This window comes from Azospirillum rugosum, assembly GCF_017876155.1.
GTDB lineage: Bacteria > Pseudomonadota > Alphaproteobacteria > Azospirillales > Azospirillaceae > Azospirillum > Azospirillum rugosum.
Window position 1 is genome coordinate 37,819 of record NZ_JAGINP010000008.1, and the last position, 18,998, is coordinate 56,816.

The window sequence follows — 18,998 nt, forward strand, 5'->3', positions numbered from 1 at the left end:
TGGGGCTTACTTCACCAGGGTCCAGGTGCCCTTGGACACGGTGATCAGCTCACGCCCGCGCTCGTCGAAGCCGCTGTGGTCGGCCGGGGTCAGGTTGTAGACGCCCTGGGTCGCGGGCAACTCCTTCACCTGTTCCAGCGCGTCGCGGAGTGCGGAGCGGAAGGCGGGCGATCCCGGCTCTCCGCTCTTCAGCGCCACGGGGATGGCGCGCTCCAGCAGCAGGCCGGCGTCGAAGACGTTGGCGCCGAAGGTGGCCGGCTTGCTGCCGTTCGCCTTCTCGTAGGCGGCGACATAGTCGCTGGCGACCTTCTTCGACGGGTGGTTGTCGCCGACCTGGTCGAGCACCAGCATCAGGCTGGCCGCCAGGATCGTGCCCTCGACCTTCCGGCCGCCCAGCTTCAGGAAGTCGGGCAGCGCCGCGCCGTGGGTCTGGTAGAACTTGCCGCGGAAGCCCTGGTCGACCAGCGTCGTCTGCGGCAGGACCGAGGAGCTGCCGGGCGCGGCGATCAGCACCGCCTGCGGGTTGGCGGCGATGATCTTCAGGCTCTGCGCCGTCAGCGAGGTGTCCTGGCGCTGGAAACGCTCGCTCGCCACCACCTTGATGTTCTGCTTGGCCGCCTGCTCGCTGAACACCTTCAGCCAGTTGTCGCCGTAGGGATCGGCGGTGCCGACGAAGCCGACCGACGTGATGCCCGTCTTGGCCATGTGTTCGATCAGGGCGGCGGCGATCAGGTCGTCGTTCTGCGTGGTCTTGAACACCCACTTCTTCTGGTCGTTCATCGGCAGCACCACCGCCGCCGTGCCGACCGGGGCCAGCATCGGGACGCCGGCCTCCGCCGCGAACTGGATGACGCCCATGGCGTTCGGCGAGCCCGACGGGCCGATGATGGCGTCGACCTTCTCCTCGGTGATCAGCTTCTTGAAGGCCGAAACGGTCGCGGTGGGGTCGCTGGCGTCGTCCAGCGTGATGTACTGCACCGACTTGCCGGCGACCGTGGTGGGCAGCAGCGGGACGCTGTTCTTCTGCGGAATGCCGACCAGAGCGATGGGACCGGTCGAGGAGGTGACGACCCCAACCTTGACTTGGGCTTGGGCGACCTGCACGTGGGCGGTGCCGACCATCAGCGCGCTGAACAGCAGCGAATAGGCGAAACGTCTTCCAAACACGACAACCCTCCTTGTTCTTCGCGAGACCGCCGAGCCGGCATGGTTCGTTGATGGGTGCGCGTGTTGTTGTGCCGCGCTTGCCATCGCTCTTTGAGTGTTGATGAACAAAAGAACAGCGATTCGAATCGGAAAATGGGTTTTGCGGCTGTGGATGGCCGATGTTGACTGGTTGCGGGCACCCTTGCATGGCGGCCGACATCGATGGTTCTTGCCGCGCGCTGCGCATCCTCGCCGCCCATTAAGCCACAAGCCCTTGAATTCGCAAGTAAGTTTTTGGCTGTTTTCTGCCTATGTTTTGGCTTTGTCTTGCCCGCTATTTGGGCGGCGCACCGGTCATTGCCACTTTTGGGACGCTGCGGGAAGGGAATGGCCCGGAAGCTCCCCATGGAAGCAACATCATTGTCGTTCAAAGGCTTACGCGTTGCGATGTGCGATGGAAGCCGGGGAGGCGGATGCCCACGACGCCGTTCCCACTGCCTGCGAATTGAGCGGCGGTGGTCAGAAGAATTTTTCCAAACTCAATTGACTATTCACGTTATTTGACCGTTTTTCTTCTATGGTCTTTCAGAGGGCGTCAGGGCGATGCGGCGAAGACCCCCGCCAGTCCGCGGACCGCAGCGGCCAGCGTCTCCGCCGGGTGGGCGGCGAAGCCGAGCACAAGTCCATTGGCAGCCGTCGGCTCCGCGTAATAGCCGGACAGCGGCGGGCAGCTCAGCCCCAGCCGTGCCGCCCGCGCGGCGACCTCGACGTCGCGGTGCCGCTCGTCCAGATGGGCGACGACGTGCAGCCCGGCCTCCCCGCCGTCGATCCGGGTGACCGGCTCAATGTGCCGGCGCAGGGCGTCCAGCAGCGCGTCGCGGCGTTCGGCGTAGAGCGCACGCATGGCGCGCAGGTGGGAGGCGAAATGCTCCTCCGCAATGAAACGGTGCAGCGCCGCCTGCGGCACGACGCTGGTCCCGCCGTCGAAATGGCGCCGCCCGGCGCACACGGCGTCCACGAGGTCGGGCGGCACGACCAGATAGCCGAGTCGCAGGGTCGGGAACATGACCTTGCTGAAACTGCCGATGTAGAGGACGCGCCCCGCCTCGTCCAAGCCCTGCAAGGCGGCCAGCGGCGGCCCGGCGTAGCGGAACTCGCTGTCGTAGTCGTCTTCGACGATCCAGGCGTCGCGCGCCACCGCCCAGTCCAGCAGGGCGGCCCGCCGCCGCAGGCTCATGGTGACGCCGAGCGGGAACTGGTGCGACGGGGTGACCAGCGCCATGCGGGCGTCCGGCGCGCGCCGCTCCCCCTCCGCCACGTCGATCCCCTCCCCGTCCACGGGAACCGGCACGATGCGGGCGCCCGCCCCGGCCAGGGCGGAGCGCGTGCCGGGCCAGCCGGGATCCTCCATCCAGACGGGATCGCCGGGGTCGAGCAGAAGCTGCGCCATCAGCGCCAGGGCCTGCTGCGCGCCCGACAGGATGACCACCTGCTCCGGCTCGCAGCGCACCGCGCGCATGGCCCGCAGGTAATCGGCGATGACCGCGCGCAAGGGCGGATAGCCCAGCGGATCGGCGCTGACGGCGAGCGACCGACCGCCGACCCGCCAGGGCTGGGCCAGCAGCTTGCTCCACAGCGCGAAGGGAAAGCCCTCCGGATCCGGGATGCCGAGGGAGAAGGGGCGCTTGGCCGGAGTGCAGGGATGGAATGGCGTGGCGAGCGCAGCACCCCGGCGCGACAGGCTGACGCCGCGCGTCCCGCCCGTCCCGTCGGCCGAACCGATGGGCGGCGGGTCGGGCAGCGCGGTCGCGACGTAGGTCCCGGCCCCGACCCGGCCGGTGACGTAGCCTTCGGTCAGCAACTGCTCATAGGCGGTGACGACCGTGTTGCGCGACACCGCCCATTCCTGAGCGGCGACTCGGGTTGCCAGCATGCGCGCGCCGGGCTTCATGCGCCCGTCGAGGATGGCCTGCCGCAGGGCCTTGTAGAGCTGCTGGTACAGCGGCCCCTCCGCCCCCCGGTCGAGCGGAATCGGCCCCAATCCGGCCAGCACGGGGCGGGAGCGGCGCGCCATGGAATTGGTCCTCTTCGGAAGCGGGAGCCGGTCCCGCCGATGGCACCATTGTCCCAATGCTGCCACCGCCGGGCAAGCCCGCACCGGAAACGGGCGCGCCGAAAACGGAACGGGCGGCGAAGGTCTCCCCTCGCCGCCCGTGCCCGTCTCAAACTTTCACACGCCGGGCATCAGCCCAGGGCCTTGTTCCACCACAGGGCCAGCAGCGTGCAGATGGCGCCCGACAGCAGGTAGGCGCCCGCCGACACCAGGCCGAAGTTGGCCGACAGGACCAGCGCGACCAGCGGCGCGAAGCCGGCGCCGAACAGCCAGGCCAGGTCCGACGTCAGGGCGGAGCCGGTGTAGCGGTAGTAGCGCGTGAACTGCGAGGCCACGACGCCCGACGACTGGCCGAAGGCGAGGCCCAGCAGCACGAAGCCCAGCACCATGAAGATGGTCTCGCCGATCGGGCCGCCGTCCAGCAGCTGCGGGGCGAAGCCGCTGAACACCGCGATGACCGCGGCGCAGCTGCCCAGCAGGGTGCGGCGGCCGACACGGTCGGCGATGAAGCCCGACGCCACGATGGCAAGGATGCCGAAGACCGACGCGATGGCCTCGATGACCAGGAACTCGGCCGGGGGGTTCTTCGTGAACAGGAAGATCCAGGACAGCGGGAACACCGTGACCATGTGGAACAGCGCGAAGCTGGCCAGCGGCGCGAAGGCGCCGATCACGATGCGCTTGCCTTCCGAACTCACCGTGTCGAGCACCGGCGCCGGCTGCAGGTCGCGGCTTTCGAACAGCTTGGTGAACTCCGGCGTCACCACGATGCGCAGGCGCGCGAACAGCGCCACGACGTTGATGGCGAAGGCCACGAAGAACGGGTAGCGCCAGCCCCAGCTGAAGAAATCCTCGGCCGACAGGTTGCCGGCGAAGTAGGCGAACAGGCCGCTCGCCACCATCAGGCCCAGCGGGGCGCCCAGCTGCGGGATCATCGCGTACCAGCCGCGGCGGTTCTCCGGCGCGTTCAGCGCCAGCAGCGAGGCCAGCCCGTCCCAGGTGCCGCCCAGCGCGATGCCCTGGACGATGCGGAAGAAGGCCAGCAGCCAGACCGAATAGACGCCGATCTGCTCGTAGCCCGGCAGGAAGGCGAGCGCCACGGTGGCGGTGCCCAGCAGGAACAGGGCCAGCGTCAGCTTGGCGCCGCGTCCGAAGGCACGGTCCATGGAGATGAAGACGACGCTGCCGAGCGGGCGCGCCACGAAGGCGAGCGCGAAGATGGCAAAGGAGTAGAGCGTGCCGGTCAGCGCGTCGACGAAGGGGAACACGAGCTTCGGGAACACGATGACCGAAGCGATTGCGTAGACGAAAAAGTCAAAGAATTCGGATGTCCGGCCGATGATGACGCCGATGGCGATCTCGCCCGGATTCACTCCGTGATGGCGAGCGTTGACCAGCCGCGCGTCGTGCTCAGCCGCCGTTGTAGGGGTCCCCATGATCTCGGCACCGGTGGGCAGTTGCGACATAAATGCATAGCGGTGCGACGCCACGCCGCACCGGCTGCCCAAGATCTGTCGCGCGACGGCGCGCGGGGGCATTGGACAAATTGTCCAATGTCCCACCCGCGGCGTGGGAACTAGCTGTTCGCCCAAAGCAAACCTTAGTCAACAGGTCATGCCTTGAGCCGTTATCGTGTCTTCGCCATGCTGCCCCTGATGGCGGCACTGAGTGGCTGCAACCTGGTGGTGCTGAACCCGTCCGGCGACGTGGCGAGCCAGCAGGGGAACCTTGTGGTCATTTCCACCCTGCTCATGCTGCTCATCATCGTGCCGGTCATGGCCCTGACCGTGCTGTTCGCATGGCGCTACCGGCAGTCCAATACCAAAGCGCGGTATGAGCCGGAATGGGACCATTCGACGCAGCTTGAGCTGGTCATCTGGGCCGCCCCGCTGCTGATCATCATCTGCCTGGGCGCCCTGACCTACATGGGCTCGCACCTGCTGGACCCGTACCGCCCGATCGACCGGATCGCGGCGAACCGCCCGGTCCCGGCGGACGCCAAGCCTCTGGAGGTGAACGTCGTCGCCCTCGATTGGAAGTGGCTGTTCATCTATCCGGAATACGGCATCGCCGCGGTGAACGAGATGGCGGCCCCGGTCGACCGGCCGATCCGCTTCAACATCACCGCCTCCACGGTGATGAACAGCTTCTACATCCCGGCGCTGGCAGGCCAGGTCTACGCCATGCCGGGCATGCAGACGCAGCTGCACGCGGTCATCAACAAGCCCGGCACTTACAAGGGCTTCTCGGCCAACTACAGCGGCGCCGGTTTCTCGCAGATGCGCTTCGCCTTCCACGGCCTCGACCACGACGGCTTCGACACGTGGGTGGCGGACGTGAAGGCGGGCGGCGGCTCGCTCGACCGCAACGGCTACCTGCAGCTGGAGAAGCCGAGCGTGGCGGACCCCGTGCGCCGCTTCGCCACCACCGATCCGGCCCTCTTCAAGGCGGTCCTCGGCCAGTGCGTCGATCCGGCCAGGACCTGCACGGACAACATGGGCATGGGCACCGGCGAGCACGGTTCCTCCGGTCACGGCGAGCATGGCTCCTCCGGCCACGGCGGCGAACACGGCGGGCACGGCGCCGCGCCGCAGGGCCAGCCCATCCAGGGCCAGTCCATCCAGGGCCAGTCCATCCAGGGCAGTGCCGCCCCGGACGCCCCCCTCACCGGCGCGGGCCTGCCGCGTCCCTCCAACTCCTGACGGCCAACCGGCAGATTCGATATGTCCAGTGTGATGCACGCGATCTTCGGGCGCCTGAGCCTGGAGGCCTTCCCCTATCATGAGCCCATCGTGGTCGCGACCTTCGTCGCGGTCGTGCTGGGCGGCGCCGCGCTCGTCGCGGCCCTCACCTACTTCAAGCTGTGGGGCTATCTCTGGAAGGAGTGGTTCACCACGGTCGATCACAAGCGCATCGGCATCATGTACATGGTGCTGGGCCTCGTGATGCTGCTGCGCGGCTTCGCCGACGCGGTGATGATGCGCCTCCAGCAGGCCATGGCCTTCGGCGGCAGCGAGGGCTACTTGAACGCCCATCACTACGACCAGGTCTTCACCGCCCACGGCGTGATCATGATCTTCTTCGTGGCGATGCCGTTCGTGACGGGCCTGATGAACTACGTCGTGCCGCTGCAGATCGGCGCGCGCGACGTGTCCTTCCCGTTCCTGAACAACTTCAGCTTCTGGATGACCGTCGGCGGCGCCGTGCTGGTGATGATCTCGCTGTTCGTCGGCGAGTTCGCGCAGACCGGCTGGCTGGCCTACCCGCCGCTGTCCGGCCTGGAGGCGAGCCCCGCGACGGGCGTCGACTACTACATCTGGGCGTTGCAGGTCGCGGGTGTCGGAACAACACTGTCCGGCATCAACCTGGTCTGCACCATCATCAAGATGCGCGCGCCCGGCATGACCATGATGAAGATGCCGGTCTTCACCTGGACCTCGCTCTGCACCAACGTGCTGATCGTCGCGTCCTTCCCGATCCTGACCGCAGCACTGGTCCTGCTGTCGCTCGACCGCTACGTCGGCACCAACTTCTTCACGAACACCCTCGGGGGCAACCCGATGATGTACGTGAACCTGATCTGGATCTGGGGCCACCCGGAAGTCTACATCCTCATCCTGCCCTGCTTCGGCATCTTCTCCGAGGTCACCTCGACCTTCTCGGGCAAGAAGCTGTTCGGCTACACCTCCATGGTCTACGCGACGGTGGTCATCACGATCCTGTCGTACCTGGTGTGGCTGCACCACTTCTTCACGATGGGCTCGGGCGCCAGCGTGAACTCGTTCTTCGGCATCACGACGATGATCATCTCGATCCCGACGGGTGCGAAGATCTTCAACTGGCTGTTCACCATGTACCGCGGCCGCATCCGGTTCGAGCTGCCGATGATGTGGACGGTCGCCTTCATGCTGACCTTCGTGATCGGCGGCATGACGGGCGTGCTGCTGGCCGTCCCGCCGGCCGACTTCGTCCTGCACAACAGCCTGTTCCTGATCGCCCACTTCCACAACGTCATCATCGGCGGCGTGCTGTTCGGCCTGTTCGCCGGCATCTACTACTGGTTCCCGAAGGCCTTCGGCTTCCGGCTGGACCCGTTCTGGGGCAAGGTGTCCTTCTGGTGCTGGGTGATCGGCTTCTGGGTCGCCTTCACGCCGCTCTACGTCCTCGGCCTGATGGGCGTCACCCGCCGCCTGCGCGTGTTCGAGGATCCGTCGCTGCAGCCCTGGTTCATCGTCGCCGCCATCGGCGCCGCCCTGATCGCGGCCGGCATCGGCGCCTTCCTGCTGCAGATCGCCGTCAGCGTGTGGAAGCGGCATGAGCTGCGCGACGTCACCGGCGACCCGTGGGACGGCCGCACGCTGGAGTGGGCGACCTCCTCCCCGCCGCCGGACTACAACTTCGCCTTCACGCCGGTGATCCACGACAACGACGCGTGGTGGGACATGAAGAAGCGCGGCTACACGCGCCCGATGGGCGGCTTCAAGGCCATCCACATGCCCAGCAACACCGGCACCGGCGTCATCCTGGCGGGTCTGAGCGTCGCCTTCGGCTTCGCGATGATCTGGTACATCTGGTGGCTGGCCGCGCTGAGCTTCATCGGCATCCTGGTCGTCGCCATCGGCCACACCTTCAACTATCACCGCGACTTCCACATCCCGGCCGATGAGGTCGTGCAGACCGAGAATGACCGGACGCGTCTCCTCTCTGGGCGAGTGTAAACCATGACGATGACCATGACCGCCGCGGAGCGGACCGAGGAGACCCCGGTCTTCCACGTGGTGGACGAGCACGAGCATCCGGAAGGCCACAGCACGCTGCTGGGCTTCTGGATCTACCTGATGAGCGACTGCCTCATCTTCGCCATCCTGTTCGCCACCTACGGCGTGCTGGGCGGCAGCTTCGCCGGCGGACCGACGCCGAAGGAGCTGTTCGACCTGCCGCTGGTGGCGGTGAACACCTCGATGCTGCTGTTCTCGTCGATCACCTACGGCTTCGCCATGCTGACCATGGAGAAGGGGCAGGCCCGGCAGACGCAGATCTGGCTCGCCATCACCGGCCTGTTCGGCCTCGCCTTCCTCGGGATCGAGCTGTACGAGTTCGCGCACATGATCCACGAGGGAGCCGGGCCGCAGCGCAGCGCCTTCCTGTCGTCCTTCTTCACCCTGGTCGGCACCCACGGCCTGCACGTGACCTTCGGCATCGTCTGGCTGGTGACGCTGATGGTCCAGGTCCAGAAGCACGGCCTGATCCCGGCCAACCGCCGGCGCCTGACCTGCCTCAGCATGTTCTGGCACTTCCTGGACGTGATCTGGATCGGCGTCTTCACCTTCGTCTACCTGATGGGAATGCTGCGATGAGCACCCACGCGCACACCTCTCACGCGCCGGCCGGCCACGGCCACGGACATGGCCACGGTCATGTCGACCACCATGACGACGGCCACGCCCACGGCACGTTCCGCAGCTACATGTTCGGCTTCGTGCTGTCGGTGATCCTGACCGCCATTCCCTTCTGGCTGGTGATGACGGGCACGCTCGACAACACGCAGACGGCGCTGGCGATCATGGCCCTGGCCGCGGTGCAGATCGTGGTCCACATGATCTACTTCCTGCACATGAACGGCCGTGTGGAAGGGGGCTGGTCGATGCTGGCCATGATCTTCACCATCATCGTCGTCGTCATCTGTTTGGCGGGTTCGCTGTGGGTTATGTACCACCTGAACACCAACATGATGCCGATGCCGGACCCGAGACAGCTGCCGTGACGTCCGGGTCGGGCCGGTCCCGTCCGCGCTGGGTGCTGCTCCTGATCGGGCTGCTCACCCTGGCGGGCGTGGCCGGCCTGACCGCCTTGGGCGTCTGGCAGCTGGAACGACGGGTCTGGAAGCTCGCCCTGATCGACCGGGTGGAGGAGCGGGTGCACGCCGCCCCCGTTCCCGCCCCCAGCCCGGCCACTTGGCCGGCGGTGAGCACCGAAGGCGACGAATACCGCCGTGTCCAGGCGAGGGGCACCTTCCTGAACGACCGCGAAACGTTGGTCCAGGCGGTGACCAACTTGGGCGGGGGCTTCTGGGTCCTCACCCCCTTCCGCACCACCGAGGGCTTCACGGTCCTGGTCAACCGGGGCTTCGTTCCCCCGGACAAGCGCGACCCGGCCAGCCGTGCGGAGGGCCAAACCGCCGGCGAGACGACCGTCACCGGCCTGCTGCGTATGACGGAGCCGAAGGGCGGCTTCCTGCGCTCCAACGACCCCGCCGGGGACCGCTGGTATTCCCGCGACGTCGCCGCCATCGCCGCCGCGCGTGGACTTTCCGACACCGCCCCCTACTTCATCGACGCGGACGGCACGCCGAACCCCGGGGGCTTTCCGGTCGGCGGCCTGACCGTGATCAGCTTCCCGAACAACCACCTGCAATACGCGCTGACTTGGTTCGCCCTGGCGATCATGACCGCGGGCGCCGGTGCCTTCGTCCTGCGCCATGACCTCCGCCAGGGGAAGACCCAGCGTTCTGCACAGCGGCAAAGTCCTTGAAAAGGGCTCCCTTTACGGCTGAGGCCGACTATATAGGTCGGGATAAGAAGAGCCGATGAGGAGCCGGACGATTTCCGCGCGCGACACAACCAACAAGAAAAACCTTCTTCTTCTGGTTCAACTGCGCTGGCTCGCCGTCGTCGGTCAGGTGGTGACGATCCTGATCGTCCATGTCCAGCTGGGGATTCCTCTGCCGCTGGGTCCCATGGCCGTGGTCATCCTGTTCCTGGTTGGGCTGAACCTCGCCAGCCTGTTCCAGCTGCGCCAGCAGGCGGTCGTCACCAACACCCACCTGTTCCTGGAACTGCTGATCGACGTCGCGGCGCTGACCGTGCAGCTGTATCTGAGCGGCGGCGCGTCGAACCCCTTCATCTCGCTCTATCTGCTCCAGGTGACGCTGGGGGCGGTGCTGCTGGAAGCGTGGTCCACCTGGGCGCTCGTCTTCGTCGCGACCGCCTGCTTCACCTGGCTGACCGGCTCCTACCGCGCGCTGGCCCTGCCGCCGCGGCACGAGGGCGAGCTGCTCAACCTGCACATCCAGGGGATGTTCATCTGCTTCGTCCTGGCGGCGAGCCTGATCGTTCCCTTCATCACGCGGATCACGCGGAACCTGCGCGATCGTGACGCCTATCTGGCCGACCTGCGCCAGCGGTCGATCGAGGAGGACCACATCGTCCGCATGGGCCTTCTCGCCTCCGGCGCCGCGCACGAACTGGGCACCCCGCTCGCTACCCTGTCGGTCATCGTCAGCGACTGGCGGCGCATGCCGGCGCTGGCCCGCGACCCCGACATGGCCGAGGAGATCGAGGAGATGCAGAGCCAGATCGACCGCTGCAAGGCGATCGTCTCCGGCATCCTGATGTCGTCCGGCGAGGCGCGCGGCGAGGGCACGCTGCGCACGACGGTCGGCTGCTTCATGGACGAGCTGATCGCCGACTGGCGCGCCGGCCGTTCCCCGGCCAACCTCGACTACGACAACAGCTTCCGCGCGGAGGTCGCGATGATCTCCGACCTTGCCCTGAAGCAGGTGGTCTTCAACGTGCTCGACAACGCGCTGGAGGCGTCGCCGGACTGGGTCGGCGTCTGGGTCGGGCAGCAGGACGACAGCCTGATCATCTCCATCAACGACAAGGGTCCCGGCTTTTCCGAGGGCATGCTGGCCGAGTTCGGCAAGCCCTACCGGTCGAGCAAGGGCCGCCCCGGCGGCGGTCTCGGCCTGTTCCTGGTGGTGAACGTCGTCCGCAAGCTGGGCGGCTCCGTCGCGGCGCGCAACCGGTCCGGGGGCGGCGCGTCGGTCCAGCTGACGCTGCCGCTGGCCGCACTCTCCCCCCAGGGAGACGAGGAACCAGACGATGGACGCGACGATGGACGATAAGCGCAATCTCCTGATCGTCGAGGACGACGAGAGCTTCGCCAAGGCGCTCGGCCGCTCCTTCAAGCGCCGCGACTACGACGTGCACTGGTGCACCGGGCTGGACGGCGTGCGCTCCTTCCTGGAAGAAGGCCAGCCCGGCTACGCCGTGGTTGACCTGAAGCTCGCCAACGGGTCGGGGCTGGAGTGCGTGAAGGAGCTGCACGACCACGACCCGGACATGAAGATCGTCGTGCTGACCGGCTTCGCGAGCATCGCCACCGCGGTGGAGGCGATCAAGCTCGGCGCCTGCCACTATCTCGCCAAGCCGTCCAACACCGACGACATCGAGGCCGCCTTCGACCGGACGGAAGGCGACCCGTCCGTGGCCCCCTCCGCGCGCACGACCTCCCTGAAGAACCTGGAGTGGGAGCGAATCCACGAGACGCTGGCCGACACCGGCTTCAACATCTCCGAAACCGCCCGCCGGCTGGGCATGCACCGGCGTACGCTGGCCCGCAAGCTGGAGAAGAAGCGGGTTCCATAACAGGGGCCGCCGCCGGCCGCTCAATACATCTCGAAGGCGCGTGACCGTTCGACGGGCACGTGCCGGTCGGCGCAGGGACCGAACGCGTGCTGGATTGCCGCGAGCAGCGTCAGGGGGCGAATCGGCTTCAGCACGCAGCCCACCGCCGCATCGGCCCCACGCCGGGCCGCCTCGGGCGCCGCCGTCACGAACAGGACCTTCAGCCCGTGCCTCTGCTTCAGGATGCGGGCCGCCTCGGCGCCATCCGTCCCATCCTCCAGCTCCGTCTCCACCAAGGCCAGATCCGCGTGTTCGTGGCTGACGATCCGGCGCGCCTGGGCCAGGGACGAGGCGATGCCGATCACGCGGTGTCCCGAGCCTTCCAGCCACTGCCGCATGGAAAAGGCGTCGGACAGATCGCGATCAAGGATCACGATTCGAATGTGCGTCGTTTGCATGTCATTGCTCCGCCATGTTGACAGGACCCGATGTCGATCGGCGGAAGCTCCGAAATCGCATCGGGGTAAAAATGAATGGATACAACGGACGGAACCACGATCCGGTTCCTACCGACTGGACATCAATTCAGACTTGGGCTTGTCCTTCTTGGCCCGCCATGACTCCATCTTTGGAATCAGCCGTCATCGTCCAACGAACATTGCGTTAAGTGGCAAGCCTGTGTTCGAATCCTTCATGGCTCCGCGGGCTCTGCGCAACATGTCCGTCCGTCGCCGAAAAAGGGGGAACGTCGGTGCGTTGATGGCACATATGATCCACCAGGACACCAAGATCATCTGGCATGGAAATCGGCAATGCGGTCATAATTGTTCGCGCCATCCACCAGCGTGTTGCTCCATCGTGGGCAGAATCTGTCCGTGCCGGGTTTTTGTGGGTCTCCGAACGATGCCGTTTGTGGCGTGCGACTTGTGCCAGCTCCGCCGACGGACCTTCTTCCATCAACTATCCGATGAGGAACTGTCCTTCGTCCGCTCCATGAAGCGCGAGCAGACGACGCTCTCCCCCGACGCAGACATCCTGCACACGGGGGAGACGGGGAAGCTCTTCACCCTCTTCGCGGGCTGGGCCTACCGCTACCGCGATTTCCCCGACGGGTCCCGGCAGATCCTGGATTTCCTGCTGCCCGGCGACCTGATCGGGCTCCAGGCCGCGATCCTGCCCAAGACCCAATATGGCGTGAAGGCGCTGACCGCGGTCAGCCTGTGCGCGCTGGACGCCGACATGCTCGACCAGATGCCGGAACGGCTGCCCGACCTGACCCGCATCCTGCTGCGCTCACTGATGCAGGACCAGAGGCGCACCGACGGGCAGCTGGCCTTCCTCGGCCGCCGCACCGCGGCCCAGCGCATGGGCTATCTGCTGCTGGAGCTGTTCGACCGCCTGCAACGGGTCGGCATGACCAGCGACAGCTGGTGCCAGTTCCCGCCGCAGCGCCGGCACCTCGCCGACGCCCTGGGCCTGTCCGGGGCGCACGTCAACCGCTCCATGGCGGACCTGCGCGACAGCGGCCTGGCGACCCTGGGGAACAACGTCCTGGTCCTGCTCGACCGCAAGCGGCTGGAAACCTTCGCCGGCTACAGCGCGGTGGACGAGGGCAACCGCTTCATCCTGTGACGCCCCGCGCCTGAAAGAGCCGGGTGACGTGGCGCAGAAGCTGGGCCTCGGTGAAGGGCTTGGGCAGGAAGCCCCGCGCCCCGGCGGAGAGCGCGTCTTCGCGCATCAAGTGGCCGGAGATCACCAGGCAGGGCGCGCCCAGCGCCGAGAGCCACGCCACGAGGTCGAGGCCGCTCGACCCGTCGGCCAGATTGCCGTCGATGATGGCGCCGTCCGGCGTCCGCCGCTCCGCTTCCGCCAGCCCCTCCGCAAGTGTCCGCGCCGTACGCACCAGGGTAAATCCTGCAACCAGGAGGACAGCCCTGACGCTTTCTGAAACAACAACGTCGTCTTCGACGATCAAAACATCGAAATGACGGAAATCCATAAGACTTTGCCTCGGAACTTTTCGCCGTTCGTTCTGCCGGCGCATAGCAACATACGGTTCGGAAATTATCGACCTTACTTTAGACGTAAATGCAAAGCTGTTTTATGCTCGGCGACACAAATGAAGACGGGTGGCGCATATGTTCCAGGCGATTGCGGATGTTCGAATGCCTGGGCTCATCTACGCCACGGTTGGCCCGCCGTCCCGGTGTCCGCGCCGGTAGGCCGCCGGGCTCTGCCCGATGAGCCGGCGAAAATGGTGGCGCAGCGTCTCGGGCGCGCCGAACCCGCAGGCTTCGGCGATCTGGTCGACGGTCAGCCGCCCGCCGTCCCGCCCGCGCTCCAGCAGGTCCTTGGCGAGCGCGACGCGCTCGGCGACGATCCAGTCGGTCGGGGTCAGGCCGGTGGCCTCCCGGAACTTGCGGAAGAAGGTCCGCTCGCTCATTGCCGCCATGCGGGCCAGATCCTCCACGCGCTGCGGCTCCGTGATGCGCGCGCGCAGGTGGCCGATGACCTGGCTCAGCCGCGCGTCGCGGCTGGCGGGGACCGGCCGCTCGATCACCTGGGCCTGGGCGCCGTCGCGGTGGGCCGGCACGACGAGCCGCCGCGCGACCATGTTGCAGACCGCGGCGCCATGGTCCCGCCGGACGAGATGCAGCATCATGTCGAGCCCCGCCGCGGATCCCGCCGACGTGATCACGTCGCCCTCGTCCACATACAGAACGTCGGATTCGACCCGGACGCCCGGGTGCATCGCTTGCAGCCGGTCGGTGTAGCGCCAGTGGGTGGTCGCGCGCCGCCCGTCGAGCAGCCCGGCCGCCGCCAGCACGAACACGCCGGAGCAGATCGACGCCACGCGGGCTCCGCGCGCGTGGGCGCGCCGCAGCGCCTCGACCAGCGGTTGCGGAACGGGGGCGTCCATGCCGCGCCAGCCCGGCACGATGATGGTGCCGGCGCGGTCCAGCGTGTCGAGCCCGTGCGGCGGCGTGACCATGACCCCCGCCGTGGAGCGCAGCGGCCCCTCCTCCACCCCGCAGACCGCGAAATCGTACCAGTCCACCGGCAGCTCCGGCCGCGCGAGGCCGAACACCTCCACCGCACAGCCGAACTCGAAGGTGCACAGCCCGTCGTAGGCGAGCGCCGCCACGAGATGATCCTTCACACCGCACCTCCACGCCTGGAAACGGCAGCATCCTGCCAATCTCCGGACGCCCGGTCCACCGCGGCCGCTCGAATTGGCGGAATCCTGCCGGTGGATGTCCGGCCAGCCCCTTACGTCCTCCGCGCCGTTGCGGCGAAATCGCGATCGAGCCCCATCACCCGGAGAACCGCCATGAGCAACGCCGTCACCGCCGTGCCCGCCGCCCCCTCGGCCGAGGCCGTCGCGCATTTCGAGGCCCAGTTCCGCTTCGAAACCGACTGCTGGGACACCCACGACGCTCTGGCGTCGAAAGAACCCGGATTCGTGCTGCTGGACGTGCGCAGTCCGGCCCTGTTCGCCGCGGGGCACATCCGGGGCGCCGTCAACCTTCCCCACGGCAAGATCACCGCATCCCGCATGGCGGACTGGCCGGCGGACACGCTGTTCGTCACCTACTGCGCCGGCCCGCACTGCAACGGGGCAGCCCGCGGCGCCCTGCGCCTCGCCAAGCTCGGCCGGCCGGTGAAGGTCATGGCCGGCGGCATTACCGGCTGGCTGGACGAGGGCTTCGACCTCGTCCGGGAGGAGGACCGCGACGGAATCCAGGAACCCGCGGGATCGGGCGGGGTTCTGACCTGCAAGTAATCACAGGCAGGTGATCACCCATGGAGTGCGCCGGTGCGGGACACGGCCAGCCCTGATGCCTCGCCCCTGCGGCTCCTGCCCCAGGTGCAGCGGCTGATGGACAGCGCGGAGGCGGCAACGCTCGTGGCCGCCCATGGCCGCGCGCCCGTGCTGAAGGCCGTGCGGGACCGGCTGGACGACCTGCGCACCCGGCTGCGCGCGGGGGAGGCAGACGCGACCGCGGCCGCCCCGGCGGCGATCCTGGCCGCGGTGGCGGAGCGTCTGCATGGTGAGGCGGCCCCGCGCCTGCGCCGCGTCATCAACGCGACCGGCATCGTCCTGCACACAAACCTCGGCCGCGCGCCGCTGGCCGCGGAGGCCGTGGCCGCAGTGTCGGAGGCAGCCACCGGCTACCTGAACCTGGAATACGACCTGGAGGAGGGCCGGCGCGGCTCCCGCACCCAGGGCGTCACCGGCCTGCTGTGCGAATTGACGGGGGCGGAGGCGGCGCTGGTGGTGAACAACAACGCCGCCGCCGTCCTGCTCGTCCTCGCCGCCCTGGCCGTGCCGGGCGAAGCGGTGGTTTCGCGCGGGGAACTGGTGGAGATCGGCGGGTCCTTCCGGGTTCCGGACGTCGTGGCGCAGAGCGGCGCCCGGCTGGTGGAGGTCGGCACCACCAACAAGACGCGGATTTCCGACTACGCCCGCGCCGTCGGCCCGGACACCCGCGTCCTGATGAAGGTCCACCCCAGCAACTACCGCATCCAGGGCTTCACCGCGGCGCCGGAGCGGTCCGAACTGGCCGCCCTCGCCCGCGCCCACGGGCTGGTCGCGCTGGAGGATCTGGGCAGCGGCAGCCTGATCGACCTGCGCAGCCTCGGCCTGCCGCAGGAGCCCACGGTGCAGGACAGCCTCGCCGCCGGCATGGATCTGGTGACCTGCAGCGGCGACAAGCTGCTGGGCGGCCCGCAGGCCGGCCTGATCCTGGGGCGGGCGGACCTCGTGGCGCGCCTGAAGGCGCACCCGCTGATGCGCGCCCTGCGCGTCGACCGCATGACCCTGGCGGCGCTGGAAGCGACGCTGAAACTCTACCGGGATCCGGAACGCGCGGTGGCCCGCATCCCCGCGCTCGCCATGCTGGCCGCCCCGGTGGCGGTGCTGGAGGACCGCGCCCAACGCCTCCGTGCGCTGCTGGCCGGCCTGCCGGGGCTGGGGGCGGAGGTGCAGTCCGGCACCGGCTTCGTCGGCGGCGGCTCCCTGCCGGGGGTCGAGCTGCCGACGCGTGTCGTCGCGCTGAACACGCCGACCATCGAATCCGGCGACCTCGCCCGCCGCCTGCGCCGCCATCGGCCGGCCGTGGTGGGGCGCGTCAAGGACGGTCGCCTTCTGCTCGACCTGCGGACGGTGGCGGACTCCGAACTGCCGGAGATCGCCGCCGCCTGCCGCGCGGTGCTGGCATGAACAGGACGGCCGTTGTGGGCGTGATCGGCCATGTGGACCACGGCAAGACCGCCCTGGTCGGCGCGCTGACCGGCATGGACACGGATCGTCTGGCGGAGGAGAAGCGCCGCGGCATCTCCATCGCGCTCGGATTCGCCCACCGCGCGGTGCCCGGCGGCACGCTCGCCTTCGTGGACATGCCGGGGCACGAGCGCTTCGTCCGCACCATGGTCGCCGGGGCCACCGGCATCGACGCGGTCCTGCTGGTCGTCGCCGCCAACGAAGGTGTCAAGCCGCAGACCGTCGAGCATCTGGACATCGCCCGCCTGATCGGCGTGACGCGCGGCGTGGTCGCCATCAGCAAATGCGACCTCGTGCCCCCGGACGACGCCCGGCGGACGGCCGAAGCGGTGGGGCAGCGGCTGGCCGGAACCCCGCTGGCCGCGGCGCCCGTGGTCTTCACCTCCACCGCCACCGGCCAGGGGCTGGACGATCTCGCCCGCGCCCTGGCCGGGCTGCTCGACGCCGACGCCCCTCCCCCACCGTCCCCCGCCTTCTACCTGCCCGTCGACCGGGCCTTCGCGGTGCCCGGCTTCGGCCCGGTGGTGACCGGCACGCTGCGCCGCGGGTCACTCAGCGTGGGCGATGCGGTGACCTTGTGGCCGAGCGGAACCGAGGCGCGCGTGCGCGGGCTGCATCGCCATGGCACGCCGGTGGAGTGGGCGGGACCGGGCAGCCGTGTGGCCGTGAACCTGCGGGGTGTGGAGTTGGACGACCTCGGCCCCGGCTGCGCCCTGGCGACACCGGGCGTCCTGGAGCCCGCGCGCTGGCTGGATGTGCATCTGGAATTGCTACCCGGCGCCGACCGGTCCTTGGAGACCGGCGTCACGGCGCAGCTGCTGTTCGGCACGACGGACGTGCCGGCCCGCCTCCGCCTGCTCGACCGCGACCGGCTGGAACCGGGCGAGACGGCACCGGCACAACTGCACACCGCGGCCCCGGTGACGGTCCCGGCGGGCGAGCCCTTCATCCTGCGCAGCGGGTCCCCGGCGCGGACCGTGGGGGGCGGGCGCATTCTCGACCCGGCCTCCGCGCGGCGGCGCCGGTTCGACCCGGCCGTGAGCCGCCCTCTCGCCGCCCTGGCCGAGGGGCGCCTGCACGACGCGGTCGCGGCGCGGCTGGCCGAGGCGGGGGTGCGCGGCCTGAAAATCGGCGATATGGCCCGGCTTCTCGGCACCACGGCCAACCATGTGGACCCCACCGCCTGGGGGGCGGAACGCCTGCCGCCTGACATGCTTCTTGCGGCGACGGCTTTCCGCGATCTCAAGACCGCCCTGTTGACGGCCGTGCGCGAGTTCCAGGCGGCCCGCCCCACGGAACGCGGCGCTTCCCCCGACCAATTGAAGAACGCACTGCCGCCGGAGTTGCCGGAACCGCTGTTCGCGGCGCTTCTGGACCGGCTCGTGACGGAGGGGACGCTGGTCCGCGACGCCGGCCGGCTGCGCCGACGCGACCTGGAGGCCTCGTCCCTGCTCTCCTCCACCGACCGCGCCGTGCTGGCAACCGTCGAGGCGGCCTTCCGCGAGGGTGGCCTGTCGCCGCCGGACGTGGCCGCGGTCGCCGGCCGCGACCAGCGCCGGCACAAGGCCCTGCATTACCTCGCGCGCGCCGGCATCCTGGTACGCACGCTCGACCGCGTGCAGAAGCGCGAGATCGTCTTCCACCGCGACGCCGTCGCGGACGCCGCCACCCGTGTCACCGACGCGCTGCTCGGCGCGCCGGAAGGCCTGACCACGGGCGATCTCGGCCGCCTGCTCGGCACCTCCCGCAAGTTCGCGGTTCCCTTGCTGGAGCATCTGGACGGGCTTGGCCTGTCGCGGCGCATGGGCGACCGCCGCGTGGCCGCCGCCCCGCCGCCCCGAAAGGACAATGGCGCTGCGGCCATGGCGGCGCCATCTCAGGACCGGAGGCGATAAGGGTCTGGTGGCCCTCGCGATCTTCAAAATCGACGGTTCGCCAAAAGCGAACGGTGGGTTCGATTCCCATCCGCCTCCGCCAGCCTTTTCCGCGCCGAACGCCGCGCAATCCGGTTGAGGGTCTTTGAGCCCAGCCCGCCGGAGACTCCCCC

Annotated in this window: 17 protein-coding genes and 1 tRNA gene; 12 read left to right on the top strand and 6 right to left on the bottom strand. The window is 68.4% G+C overall.

Features of this window, described 5'->3' with window-relative positions:
* Window positions 1–6 precede the first annotated feature (6 nt).
* From J2851_RS12570 to J2851_RS12580, 3 genes are all read right to left on the bottom strand, one after another.
* Window positions 7–1,167: an ABC transporter substrate-binding protein gene (locus J2851_RS12570; protein WP_209766631.1), complete on the bottom strand. Its 1,161-nt coding sequence runs from the start codon at window positions 1,165–1,167 to the stop codon at window positions 7–9.
* A 574-nt stretch (window positions 1,168–1,741) separates the two neighbouring features.
* Entirely contained in the window at window positions 1,742–3,220 is a 1,479-nt protein-coding gene (gene pdxR, locus J2851_RS12575) for a MocR-like pyridoxine biosynthesis transcription factor PdxR (protein WP_209766632.1), read from the bottom strand.
* Window positions 3,221–3,390: 170 nt separating this feature from the next.
* Window positions 3,391–4,695 carry an MFS transporter gene (locus tag J2851_RS12580; RefSeq protein ID WP_209766633.1) on the bottom strand — a complete coding sequence of 435 codons (1,305 nt, stop codon included), beginning with the start codon at window positions 4,693–4,695 and terminating at the stop codon, window positions 3,391–3,393.
* Between the two features lie 183 nt (window positions 4,696–4,878).
* Between J2851_RS12580 and cyoA the strand changes: the two genes are divergently transcribed.
* Genes cyoA through J2851_RS12615 form a run of 7 tightly spaced genes read left to right on the top strand, consistent with a single transcriptional unit; the run spans window position 4,879 to window position 11,688 of the window.
* Window positions 4,879–5,961 carry a ubiquinol oxidase subunit II gene (gene cyoA, locus J2851_RS12585; RefSeq protein WP_209766634.1) on the top strand — a complete coding sequence of 361 codons (1,083 nt, stop codon included), beginning with the start codon at window positions 4,879–4,881 and terminating at the stop codon, window positions 5,959–5,961.
* Window positions 5,962–5,982: 21 nt separating this feature from the next.
* The gene (gene cyoB, locus J2851_RS12590) at window positions 5,983–7,977 is read left to right on the top strand and encodes a cytochrome o ubiquinol oxidase subunit I (protein ID WP_209766635.1); all 1,995 of its coding nucleotides are present in this window, start codon (window positions 5,983–5,985) and stop codon (window positions 7,975–7,977) included.
* A gap of 3 nt (window positions 7,978–7,980) precedes the next feature.
* The gene (gene cyoC / locus J2851_RS12595) at window positions 7,981–8,616 is read left to right on the top strand and encodes a cytochrome o ubiquinol oxidase subunit III (RefSeq protein ID WP_417281609.1); all 636 of its coding nucleotides are present in this window, start codon (window positions 7,981–7,983) and stop codon (window positions 8,614–8,616) included.
* Window positions 8,613–9,023 carry a cytochrome o ubiquinol oxidase subunit IV gene (gene cyoD / locus J2851_RS12600; RefSeq protein ID WP_209766636.1) on the top strand — a complete coding sequence of 137 codons (411 nt, stop codon included), beginning with the start codon at window positions 8,613–8,615 and terminating at the stop codon, window positions 9,021–9,023. Before cyoC ends, cyoD begins: the two co-directional genes overlap by 4 nt.
* Window positions 9,020–9,790 carry an SURF1 family protein gene (locus J2851_RS12605; protein WP_307419756.1) on the top strand — a complete coding sequence of 257 codons (771 nt, stop codon included), beginning with the start codon at window positions 9,020–9,022 and terminating at the stop codon, window positions 9,788–9,790. Before cyoD ends, J2851_RS12605 begins: the two co-directional genes overlap by 4 nt.
* Window positions 9,791–9,845: 55 nt before the next feature.
* Window positions 9,846–11,165 (top strand): ATP-binding protein, encoded by a 1,320-nt coding sequence (locus J2851_RS12610; protein WP_209766637.1) that lies wholly within the window; start codon window positions 9,846–9,848, stop codon window positions 11,163–11,165.
* On the top strand, window positions 11,143–11,688 hold the full coding sequence (locus J2851_RS12615) for a response regulator transcription factor (protein ID WP_246500614.1): 546 nt from the start codon (window positions 11,143–11,145) through the stop codon (window positions 11,686–11,688). The genes J2851_RS12610 and J2851_RS12615 overlap by 23 nt, the downstream gene beginning before the upstream one ends.
* A 20-nt stretch (window positions 11,689–11,708) precedes the next feature.
* Here J2851_RS12615 and J2851_RS12620 read toward each other — a convergent pair whose 3' ends face one another.
* Window positions 11,709–12,125: a response regulator gene (locus J2851_RS12620; RefSeq protein ID WP_209766638.1), complete on the bottom strand. Its 417-nt coding sequence runs from the start codon at window positions 12,123–12,125 to the stop codon at window positions 11,709–11,711.
* Window positions 12,126–12,579: 454 nt separating this feature from the next.
* Between J2851_RS12620 and J2851_RS12625 the strand changes: the two genes are divergently transcribed.
* Window positions 12,580–13,299 carry a Crp/Fnr family transcriptional regulator gene (locus J2851_RS12625; protein ID WP_209766639.1) on the top strand — a complete coding sequence of 240 codons (720 nt, stop codon included), beginning with the start codon at window positions 12,580–12,582 and terminating at the stop codon, window positions 13,297–13,299.
* Here J2851_RS12625 and J2851_RS12630 read toward each other — a convergent pair.
* Together J2851_RS12630 and ftrA are read right to left on the bottom strand one after the other, a co-directional pair.
* Window positions 13,289–13,711 (bottom strand): response regulator, encoded by a 423-nt coding sequence (locus J2851_RS12630; RefSeq protein ID WP_307419759.1) that lies wholly within the window; start codon window positions 13,709–13,711, stop codon window positions 13,289–13,291. The genes J2851_RS12625 and J2851_RS12630 overlap by 11 nt on opposite strands.
* 135 nt (window positions 13,712–13,846) lie before the next feature.
* Window positions 13,847–14,827 (bottom strand): transcriptional regulator FtrA, encoded by a 981-nt coding sequence (ftrA, locus tag J2851_RS12635; RefSeq protein WP_307419761.1) that lies wholly within the window; start codon window positions 14,825–14,827, stop codon window positions 13,847–13,849.
* Between the two features lie 171 nt (window positions 14,828–14,998).
* Here ftrA and J2851_RS12640 point away from each other — a divergent pair, with 171 nt between their 5' ends.
* From J2851_RS12640 to J2851_RS12655, 4 genes are all read left to right on the top strand, one after another.
* Window positions 14,999–15,451, top strand: coding sequence for a rhodanese-like domain-containing protein (locus J2851_RS12640; RefSeq protein ID WP_209766642.1), 453 nt, complete (start codon window positions 14,999–15,001; stop codon window positions 15,449–15,451).
* A gap of 33 nt (window positions 15,452–15,484) precedes the next feature.
* The gene (gene selA / locus J2851_RS12645) at window positions 15,485–16,891 is read left to right on the top strand and encodes an L-seryl-tRNA(Sec) selenium transferase (protein ID WP_307419763.1); all 1,407 of its coding nucleotides are present in this window, start codon (window positions 15,485–15,487) and stop codon (window positions 16,889–16,891) included.
* A complete protein-coding gene (gene selB, locus J2851_RS12650; RefSeq protein ID WP_209766643.1) occupies window positions 16,888–18,846 on the top strand; it encodes a selenocysteine-specific translation elongation factor in 1,959 nt (652 codons plus the stop codon). Before selA ends, selB begins: the two co-directional genes overlap by 4 nt.
* Window positions 18,836–18,928, top strand: a tRNA-Sec gene (locus J2851_RS12655). The genes selB and J2851_RS12655 overlap by 11 nt, the downstream gene beginning before the upstream one ends.
* The last annotated feature ends 70 nt before the right edge of the window (window positions 18,929–18,998 follow it).

Bases quoted from the DNA above. Each gene is read 5' to 3' on its own strand.
- pdxR (WP_209766632.1), bottom strand. From the start codon at position 3,220: ATGGCGCGCCGCTCCCGCCCCGTGCTGGCCGGATTGGGGCCGATTCCG.
- J2851_RS12580 (WP_209766633.1), bottom strand. From the start codon at position 4,695: ATGGGGACCCCTACAACGGCGGCTGAGCACGACGCGCGGCTGGTCAAC.
- cyoB (WP_209766635.1), top strand. From the start codon at position 5,983: ATGTCCAGTGTGATGCACGCGATCTTCGGGCGCCTGAGCCTGGAGGCC.
- cyoC (WP_417281609.1), top strand. From the start codon at position 7,981: ATGACGATGACCATGACCGCCGCGGAGCGGACCGAGGAGACCCCGGTC.
- cyoD (WP_209766636.1), top strand. From the start codon at position 8,613: ATGAGCACCCACGCGCACACCTCTCACGCGCCGGCCGGCCACGGCCAC.
- J2851_RS12610 (WP_209766637.1), top strand. From the start codon at position 9,846: ATGAGGAGCCGGACGATTTCCGCGCGCGACACAACCAACAAGAAAAAC.
- J2851_RS12615 (WP_246500614.1), top strand. From the start codon at position 11,143: ATGGACGCGACGATGGACGATAAGCGCAATCTCCTGATCGTCGAGGAC.
- J2851_RS12620 (WP_209766638.1), bottom strand. From the start codon at position 12,125: ATGCAAACGACGCACATTCGAATCGTGATCCTTGATCGCGATCTGTCC.
- J2851_RS12630 (WP_307419759.1), bottom strand. From the start codon at position 13,711: ATGCGCCGGCAGAACGAACGGCGAAAAGTTCCGAGGCAAAGTCTTATG.
- J2851_RS12640 (WP_209766642.1), top strand. From the start codon at position 14,999: ATGAGCAACGCCGTCACCGCCGTGCCCGCCGCCCCCTCGGCCGAGGCC.
- selB (WP_209766643.1), top strand. From the start codon at position 16,888: ATGAACAGGACGGCCGTTGTGGGCGTGATCGGCCATGTGGACCACGGC.